The sequence below is a fragment of the Candidatus Lokiarchaeota archaeon genome, assembly GCA_014730275.1.
Classification (GTDB): Archaea; Asgardarchaeota; Thorarchaeia; order Thorarchaeales; family Thorarchaeaceae; genus WJIL01.
Genome location: WJIL01000062.1, coordinates 22,251 through 31,069 on the forward strand (window position 1 = coordinate 22,251; position 8,819 = coordinate 31,069).

11 protein-coding genes are annotated in these 8,819 nt (G+C 45.7%); 3 read left to right on the forward strand and 8 right to left on the reverse strand.

What is annotated here, in order from left to right; translation table 11 throughout:
• The first annotated feature begins 19 nt into the window (after positions 1–19).
• Entirely contained in the window at positions 20–319 is a 300-nt protein-coding gene (locus GF309_06690; GenBank protein ID MBD3158463.1) for a hypothetical protein, read from the forward strand.
• Positions 320–337: 18 nt separating this feature from the next.
• Here the strand turns inward: GF309_06690 and GF309_06695 are convergent, their stop codons facing one another.
• On the reverse strand, positions 338–1,099 hold the full coding sequence (locus GF309_06695) for a tetratricopeptide repeat protein (GenBank protein ID MBD3158464.1): 762 nt from the start codon (positions 1,097–1,099) through the stop codon (positions 338–340).
• A gap of 105 nt (positions 1,100–1,204) precedes the next feature.
• On the opposite strand from GF309_06695, the gene GF309_06700 reads away from it, so the two are divergent.
• Positions 1,205–2,641, forward strand: a complete 1,437-nt coding sequence (locus tag GF309_06700) for a cysteine--tRNA ligase (protein MBD3158465.1) — start codon at positions 1,205–1,207, stop codon at positions 2,639–2,641.
• 109 nt (positions 2,642–2,750) lie between these two features.
• On the opposite strand, the gene GF309_06705 is transcribed toward GF309_06700, so the two are convergent.
• Together GF309_06705 and GF309_06710 are read right to left on the reverse strand one after the other, a co-directional pair.
• Positions 2,751–4,127, reverse strand: a complete 1,377-nt coding sequence (locus tag GF309_06705) for a DUF2088 domain-containing protein (protein ID MBD3158466.1) — start codon at positions 4,125–4,127, stop codon at positions 2,751–2,753.
• A gap of 85 nt (positions 4,128–4,212) precedes the next feature.
• A complete protein-coding gene (locus tag GF309_06710) occupies positions 4,213–4,656 on the reverse strand; it encodes a hypothetical protein (GenBank protein ID MBD3158467.1) in 444 nt (147 codons plus the stop codon).
• A 230-nt stretch (positions 4,657–4,886) separates the two neighbouring features.
• Between GF309_06710 and GF309_06715 the strand changes: the two genes are divergently transcribed.
• Positions 4,887–5,240: a hypothetical protein gene (locus GF309_06715; protein ID MBD3158468.1), complete on the forward strand. Its 354-nt coding sequence runs from the start codon at positions 4,887–4,889 to the stop codon at positions 5,238–5,240.
• 29 nt (positions 5,241–5,269) lie between these two features.
• Here the strand turns inward: GF309_06715 and GF309_06720 are convergent, their stop codons facing one another.
• The 5 genes from GF309_06720 to GF309_06740 form a co-directional block, all read right to left on the reverse strand.
• The gene (locus GF309_06720) at positions 5,270–6,817 is read right to left on the reverse strand and encodes a leucine-rich repeat protein (protein MBD3158469.1); all 1,548 of its coding nucleotides are present in this window, start codon (positions 6,815–6,817) and stop codon (positions 5,270–5,272) included.
• A 212-nt stretch (positions 6,818–7,029) separates the two neighbouring features.
• A complete protein-coding gene (locus tag GF309_06725) occupies positions 7,030–7,386 on the reverse strand; it encodes a hypothetical protein (GenBank protein MBD3158470.1) in 357 nt (118 codons plus the stop codon).
• Between the two features lie 116 nt (positions 7,387–7,502).
• Positions 7,503–7,919 carry a hypothetical protein gene (locus GF309_06730; protein ID MBD3158471.1) on the reverse strand — a complete coding sequence of 139 codons (417 nt, stop codon included), beginning with the start codon at positions 7,917–7,919 and terminating at the stop codon, positions 7,503–7,505.
• Positions 7,920–7,958: 39 nt separating this feature from the next.
• Positions 7,959–8,153 carry a hypothetical protein gene (locus GF309_06735; protein MBD3158472.1) on the reverse strand — a complete coding sequence of 65 codons (195 nt, stop codon included), beginning with the start codon at positions 8,151–8,153 and terminating at the stop codon, positions 7,959–7,961.
• Positions 8,150–8,377 carry a hypothetical protein gene (locus GF309_06740; protein ID MBD3158473.1) on the reverse strand — a complete coding sequence of 76 codons (228 nt, stop codon included), beginning with the start codon at positions 8,375–8,377 and terminating at the stop codon, positions 8,150–8,152. The genes GF309_06735 and GF309_06740 overlap by 4 nt, the downstream gene beginning before the upstream one ends.
• Positions 8,378–8,819 lie beyond the last annotated feature (442 nt).

The following is an 8,819-nucleotide window of genomic DNA, read 5'->3' on the forward strand; positions in this document are numbered from 1 at the left end:
TTGGTGGGATGAAAGAAATATGACCCAAATGCGAATCAGGACCGTTCTCCGCGACAAAAGGATTCTCAGAATGGAAGCAGGATCCGAGAGACGAATACAGGCAACAGCAAAGAAGAATTTCGACAGATTGGTTCACATGGGAAAACTGCTGCAAATCATGGGCCTTGACCGCGAAAACAGACTTGCTATGCTTGAGGGGCTTTGGGAAACGGAGTATCATATATGGCTCTGCCACGATGGTCATCAGCACCTTGTATACCTGAGCAGGGATGAAACACGGCCTGAAGACCTGGAAATAGATGCATATCCATGGCAATAAGAAAGATCCAGAGTGAGGTTAACCTTCTTTGATTCGTTTTTCACCACGCTTAACAGCTGACTGGATTCTCTGTCTGAAATCCTTCGGGAATTTCCATCCTCGCTTTTCCATGGCTTCAAGCAAATGTTCCAATTCCGCGGTGATACGCTGAATCTCATGATGCAATTCTTCAGTACGCTCTTCCCGTTCTAAGGCTTCAGAAGGGAGGCTTTCAAACATAGATTCAATATGCTTCAACTGTAACAGCAGGTTATTGGCAAGATTCCTTGAGGATTCTATTTCGTAACCATCAGCAGCAGCCTTGTGGTCCAAACTAACTTCTTCAAGCATCAAGACACGACGAATCGCATCATACGAGTGCCATTCTTTACTAAAACGATTTGGCTGCCGCTCAGCAATTCTCATCGCCTCTTCGGTACGGCCTTCTTCCATCAGGATTCTGCACAAATCTTCTGCCACTTGGTGGCTCTTAGGCTCTTCTCGCAGTTGTTTCTTATACAGTTTGATAGCTTCGTCAACCTGAAGACAGCTATCGAGATACCGTCCAAGTGAAAAAACTGCTCTCTCATGAGTGGGATGCTTCTTCAGAACTTGCCTTAACAGAGTTTCGGCCTCTTGATCTCTAGCTTCCCCCAGTAGAGCCTCAGCGAGTCCTGTTTTGATTTCAGGATCGTCACCAAATCGTTCTAATGCCTGTTCGAAAAAATCTACTGCTTCTTCCGAGTCCCCTTCTTCAATCAGTTGGTAGCCCTTGTTAATCACTTCTTCCGCTGAATCCATCTATCATCACGTCGAGCCCAGTTCTACAATCATGAAGAGCTTTCTAAGCAATTATTGCAGAGTCACTTATATGACCTGCGTACTGAATACGCTTGGTTAGATGCGATGCTAAAAGTCTATAATACCCTTTCCAGAAAAAAGGAGAAATTCGAGCCATTAAAGGACAATGAAGTTCGCATGTATGTATGCGGTCCCACCGTATACGATTTTCCACATATAGGAAACGCCAGATCGTTTGTGGTATTTGACACGATTCGCCGCTACTTGGATTTCAAGGGGTACAGAGTATTCTATGTAACTAATTTCACAGACATAGACGATAAGATGATCAATCGTGCCAATGAAGAAGGCATCGCTGTACCGGAACTAGCTGAACGCTTCATATCAGAATACAGGAAGATAGAACGAGAGCTGAACATCAAGCCTGCTGACAGGAATCCCCGTGCAACTGAGCATATTCAAGATATGATTGAAATGGTGAAGAATATCTTGGAGAATGACAAAGCGTACGAAGTTGATGGCGATGTCTATTTTGATGTGAGCGAGCACGAGAATTACGGTGTTTTATCTAAGATATCTCCCGACGAACTTGATTCGGGTGCAAGAGTTGAAGTCGATGAAAAGAAGAAGGATGCCAGAGATTTCGCTCTTTGGAAAGCTCAGAAACCTGGAGAACCAGCATGGGACAGTCCATGGAGCAAGGGCAGACCTGGTTGGCATATTGAGTGCTCCGTCATGGGTAAGCATTTTCTCGGCGTGCCCTTTGATATTCATGGTGGAGGACAAGATCTTATTTTTCCGCACCATGAGAACGAAATCGCTCAAACAGCAGCAGCTTATGAAGTCGAGGAACCCATCAAATACTGGCTTCACAACGGTATGCTAACAATTGATGAGGAGAAAATGAGTAAATCAGAGGGCAACTTCTTCACCAGCCGTGAGGTTTTGGATGCTTATGATCCGCAGGCAGTCAGGCTGTTTCTGGTTTCGGGCCACTATCGTCACCCGCTAGATTACAACAATGAAGCTCTGGAACAAGCAAAAACCTCGATTGAGCGACTGAGGAATGTTGTTGAACGGCTAAGAGGGAGAATGCAGATAATCCGACAGAAGGATATCAAACCAAGTGAAGCTGATGCGGCTCTTGAAGAAGCCATCAGTGAGGTGAAGGAAGGGTTTGAACAGGAGATGGATGATGATTTCAATACTCCTGGTGCTCTTGCTGAGATATTCACGTTTGCAAAAGCAATAAACACGCACATTGACGAGATGGGAAATCCAGCAATTCTCAGAGATGCCCTTGGAATTCTGAAGGAACGCCTCGAGGTGCTAGGCATCGATTTAGAGAAGGCGCGAAGTCAAGTTTCAGCAGGAGGCGAATCCGGATTGGCTGACCAACTAATAGAGCTTGTACTGGGACTCAGAGAAAAGGCACGGGAAGAGAAGGATTACGAAACTGCGGATAGGATACGGGATCGGCTAGCTGAATTAGGAATTGAAGTCAAAGATACCAAAGACGGACCGACTTGGACAATAGAATAGCCGAATTCAAATACGAGGAAAGGAGCAGAGCCCAGTTTGTTTTAGTGGCAAGTAGCTGGGCGCTTTCTTTCCGGTGGGTAGGTAAGGGCTCACCAGCTTTTATGCTGTTCTACCGATTCTTTACATTTACTAGCAGACCGGGGTCATTGAGCACATACACAGTGGGATCTGGGTGTTCATCCAAGAATTCCTTCATAATTTCCCTCAGAACTCCCTGAGCTTCTTCACAGCTTTCTGGGTTCCTTCCATCCATTCGATATACTTCGCTCAGCATATCTGGATCCAGCTCAGTTACCAGTTTGATGTTTCTTTCAGCCACATCCAAGAGAATCCGGAATAGATCCGGTGGTTTCTGATTACCTATCTTGAAGGTCTCTTCTGTGCAGTATGTTTTGATTACATGCTTCAGTGCGTCTTTCACAACCATATCTTTGGTTTCCTGCATGGCTTCTTCGTATCCCATGCTGCCAATGCCCTCCTCACACGGAGCTAGAAGGACAATCCAGCCATCGAGGTCATGCCGTACAGCATTCCAAGAAGCGTGAATGCCTTTCCCTGCCTGATACAGATTGAGTCCCAGTTCTCCAACCGAGGTGAAAACGATGTCAGCAGGTTCTTCTACTTCGACCACTCTGAGCCGATGCAAAGGTTCAGCCGCGGCTTCATGACAGGCAATCAAATCACCAGCTTGCATATAGACAATTTCACCATTATGAACGATAGTGTCAATACAGAACATGGGAAGATCCTTGCCGACCCGTTCTGCAATATCAATCATGTCTTGAATCACGGGATTGCCTTCAGTATTGCCCAGCCTACATCCATCAACGAAACCCTTCTCAAGGTCAAACATGCGTGGGTGGTTCACTCGTATGGTTTCTCTTCCTGCAACACCAGGGCAAAACAGTTTGACAGTTCCAGCTTGGCCTGCAAAGTAGTGATATTCGGAATCGCTGAGTGGAATTACGAGACATGAATCAAGAACACGTTCATCTATGTAGATTGGTGTTCCCCGTGGGCTCTTTCCAAGATGTTTGTTTCCAGAATCACAATCATGGATCAGTATGCTGTCTTTCCATTCATTGTAAAGTTCGGTTTGAAGGATTTTGTTCTCGATGCTTTCTGGTGTTGGTTGCGTATGAGAACCGCTGGCAATTATGATTTTGATATCCTCTCTCTTCACACCATAATCCAGCAGTTTATGGGTTAGCGGTCCCAGAAGTGCTCGAGTGTGGATATTGGGGCGAGTATTGTCATCAATAATCAGCATAACAGTTTCGCCGTCCTCATAGACATCATCCAGCACCTCTTCTAGAGGCGGAGATTCTATCGGATTGGCCAAGACGTCGTGCAGCTTCTCGACAACATCATTGAAGGGGCGGTCGTACGCCTCCACGTCTAGTACACTGACATTTTCAATGGATTTTGGAATAAAACGGTCTACGGTAGTAGAACCATACTTGAGCGGCGTTTTGTAGTATTTCATGCCTTCCCACTATCCGGGGTTAATGGTTTACATTATGTAACAATTTTGGTTCAGGATTGGAAGCATAAATCAAACCAATCAAGCATCATGAGCCCCGGATTGAACGAATGATAGAATCAAGGTTTGTCTCTGTCTTTCTCTTATTGGTTCCTTCTGCTTCTATTTTGACACTATCGCCTCGAATCCTGACAACCAATTGTACAAATTCTTGAATCTTGAGAACCCACCAAACAATAGAAAGGCCGAACAAGATGTAGTTCATAACAAGAATGGCGGCGAAACGCAATGAAAGGTGGGTCTGCTCCAATGCTGCAGGGATAAAACCGAAAGCCAAGATGATAGCACACAGAACTATGTACTGTCCCGAGGATCTCCACGTTCTTTCCAGCACGATATGATCCGTGTCTTCTTCTTTTACCTCATACCAGCTTCCAGTTTCAGATAGTTGCCATTTGTCTATGCGCTCGCGAATATCGTCAGGAGTGGTATCCTCTGAGAGCTCGATAGTCTCTTCTCCAACATAGGACACTGAAATCAACCTCTCCTACTTGCTTCAATATGAGTAAATCGGGATATAAGCAGTGGTAGGAATCGCCCAAGCAGGTCTGCTCTTCTGGGTATAGAAGCAAAGCATTGAAATATCTCAAAAGCTTAGCCGACTTGACAAGGCTTATAACTTAGATGCATCTAACTTTTGACAGTCAACGTAGGTTGACGGTTTTCAATCTCAGTTGTGTCAAAATAAGGTGATTTGCAGCGATGCCATATGGACCAAACACTCAGGGGCCCCAATCGGAACCAAGACCCCTTACCAGCATGCCCAGTGGAAGTCGCTGTGTTTTTGTTGATGTCATAAGAAGAAACCCAAAAAAGAGACCCATGGGTAGACGGGGGAGACGAGGGTTTTTCGGACGTGGACATCGTGGTCACCGAAGCAGAAGAAAAGAGTTCAGACAGATTCAGAATCGGATAATGGACCTAGGATTGACTCGAGGGGCCACAATGAAAGTTCTGCAGGGAGGCTGCCAGGGGCCTGTGCTGATAGAAGTAAGGGGAACCCGGCTTGCACTTGGACAGGATCTTGCTAGTAGGATTTTAGTTCAGGCGGTTTGATTTAGGATGATACGAGTTGCTCTTATTGGTTACACAAGGTAAGAACTACTTAATTCAGCAATCTTCCAAATATACTGTTTCATAAGGCGAGACATTTCAGTTGGAGTGGATAGTTCGCTTTCATCGTAGGCAATTCGCACCTCAAAACCGGTATTTTCAACTGCTTCTGAAACACATTTGAACTCAGATTCCGTACAGTATATTCCAATGCTGCGCCTTGACAATATGCTACACCCATAGGCTGTCAACCAAAGATGTCTAAGGTCTATTTTATTGTGGTTTGGATAAGCAATAACTCCTGATGATAGCATTTCTCTACGTCTTAATTTGACAATCCTAGGAATAATGCGGCTTATTTCGGAGTTCTTTGAACCGAAGTTCTCTATATCAAGCCCTATTGTTGTACCATTATTCTCTACTTGTTCACAAAAAGCTTGAATGAGTCTGCGTGAAAGAGCGGAGATATCTGATTCTTTCAGTAGCGAATGAAATTGATGAAAGTTGATATCTAGAAGACCGAGACCGTCAAGACCAATTGACGTAGGCATACACTGAATTGAGTGAAATGTTTTCCATTTCGGTTCATGTAACTGCAAAATGGGAGCAAGACCCTTGATGATATCCAGGTTCTGTATTTGGATGGGGGTGTCGTATGAAACATTAGCAGAAGAATGGGAATCATCTATTATGGTAGGATACCTAGAAGCAATATGAATTTCCTCTTTTTCAAAGGTCGCCCTACTCAGGAGTGTGATCCCCGTATCCATGTCGAGGTAGAGCTCACGGAAATTATTACACAGGATAAGAGATGTGATATCTATTTGGTCTAAGTCGTTTTCCGATATATTCAGCATTTCTAATTGTTTGCAACTCCATAATGAATCAATATCCAGAGATTGCAATGCGTTCTTGCTTAGGTTCAGTTCCTGCAAATGAGCACAATTGCCAAGAGGGTGGAGGTCTATTTCCTGAAGCTGGTTCCGACTAACCCCTATTTTCCGCAGACTACTACATGTGCTTAAGGGAGAGAAGTCTAGAACCTTTAATCTATTTTGACTTAGGTACATTTCTTCAAGAGCAACACAAGCACTTAGAGAACCTAAATTCAAAAATCTCAATTTGTTGCCCCAAAGAGAAAGGTAAACTAAACTCTCGCAGTTTGCTAATGAGTTCAGATTTACACTCTGAAGCTTGTTTGCTCCAAGCCTAAGTACCTCGAGAGATTCTAAAAAACCCAAAGGGTTAAGGTCAACTTGCTCAAGCAAGTTGAAATCCAGCCGCAGAACTCGGAGGTTTGTGCAGTCTCTCAGAGGATCTAGGTCTATGCATTCTAGCTGATTGCATGCTAATGAAAGATTTTCAATATGGAGGCAGCTAGATATCGGTTGGAGGTCTATAGTGTGAAGACTATTTTCGCTCAAATCGATACTCTTCAATTTGGTGAGGTGTCTTACAGGTGCTAGGTCCACAGATGATATTTGATGCATACTGAGACTAATTTCACGCGTGCTAGAATCAAAGATTTCCACCCTGGATTGGCCCTCTTCTGTTCCGTATTCGAGGGCTATTTCAGTCATTTCTATGACACCACTGGTTCAACTTATGAATCTGTTGGGCGCTGAAGGTCCTGATTCTGCTCAGGTAGTCGATGATATCAGAGATATCCAGCACAGGTTTTCCTCCAGCTTCGCACGTTCGCTCATGCTAAGGGGTTCACCCGGGTTCATGGTTGCGACCTCATCCGCGTAGTGGGAGAACCATAGGTTGAGCTCGTCCAGTTCCAGCACCATCAAATCACACGCTCCCATGTCTCCGGCTTGAGGATGTGATAGTGTGAAATCTTGCTTTTGTTGTATTCCTTGCCGTAGAACTCCTTCAACCCGGGCGAATGATCAACCATCTCAACGTATACATCCACCCCCCGAAAGTTGAGCTCTTCAATCAGGCCGTGAATCCCATCGAGGTCTTGTTTGTACGCATCAAGGGAGATGTAACAGTAGAACCCCCAATCCTGCTTGAGCCAGTCCGAAACCCAGACAAGGACATACTCACCGTCGGGCTTCGTGTTGGCTGGCTTCCAGAAGCCGTTATACTCGATATCGTTCTGCTTCTCTGTAAGTACCGCGTTAGCTATTCTGTGCCTCATGCTGTCTTGTGTCGGGGTTAGTATTTAAGCTCGTTATATTCCGCGAAATAGAACAGACACTCAGGTAAGTGGAACCGTGGTTCCGATACCCTTCAGAAAATCGAAAGACGGCGTACTCACTGAGAAAAGTAGACAGTAATAAGCCCGGTACCTTCGATACTATCAACCACATCATCAGGAAGCAGCGGGTACACAAGGCCTGAGACCGGGTCGAAATTGGGAATGGGTACAGCATTAGGTAGCTCCTCTAGCGATACTTCTGCACCACAAGAGCACTTCTTGACTTGTTGAGGGTCAATCTCGGTATCACAGAAGGGACAGCGCAGCTCCTGGGTTGGCATCTCCTCGTAAAGCAGAATGTCGTCCTTGGTAAGCAATCCGACAAAGGGCACAAACCGAAGGGCGTCCTTGCCGTTGAGTTCTCGGATGAGGTCGGGCGGTATCGAAGCCTTGTAGTACTTCGTTCCTTTCACCACACGATCAACCGTTATGCTTCTCGTGTAGGTGTCCGTGTCCTCTTTGTCTCGTGGCATATGGACTATTCCCTTGTTCTGCCTTAACAAAGTATCTACTCAGCTGCCAAGAGATACAACCAGAATGATGAAAGCCATCCTCTCATCGTCAACCGGCTGGACAGAAGCAGACTGCTTCTCAAGAAAACCGTTGAAATCATCGGTCAGGTTCGTCTCATAGATTGTCGTACTATCATGTCCTCCTTCATGCACAAACCGGAGAAATAGATAGAAGTAGGTGTCTGTTTGACTCATTCATACTCCTCCAGCTCTGTGAATTCGCAAACGATCCTGCCGGTCATATCCACCTCATACCAAAGACAGGGAGCACAGATCTTCCCATCCCGTTCTATGTCTTCAAGATACTGCTCGGCCACATCTGGAAAATCTAGCAAAAACTGTTCATCGCGTTCCCAGTGTGGACAGGTTCCATCATCCTCGATGTACTTGGGGTTATATGCCGGTCGTGTTTGCGCCACGTAATCCCTCTCCTAGGAGCTCCTCGCGAACAGCTCGCCGTAGTATCCGTCAAGCGCGGCAGGGATTGACCTACCATGTTTGAGCGCGCGTACCAAATCGTCATCTCCGTCGGTCATGTCACTCGGTCTTGAGAACATTATTTAAGCTCGCCATATTCCGCGGAATATTAGCGGGGTATAATAGGCAACCTCCAGACTGTCTAGCATGTCCACGGCAAGCCACTCTCCTGTAACCTGCGGGTACGAACAGCACACCCTCTGGTATCCAGACACTCAAGTCAAGCCGAAGCAGAAGAAGCCCTGGAGCACGTTTGTGCGCAAGGACATCAGGCTCTTTGGCAACAACAAGACGCACAGGACGCCAAAGGACAAGGAGCATGGCCGCCGAAACATTACTAAGATTGGACCGCTTCTTGATAGCGTACGTGGTTGTCCGTTCACA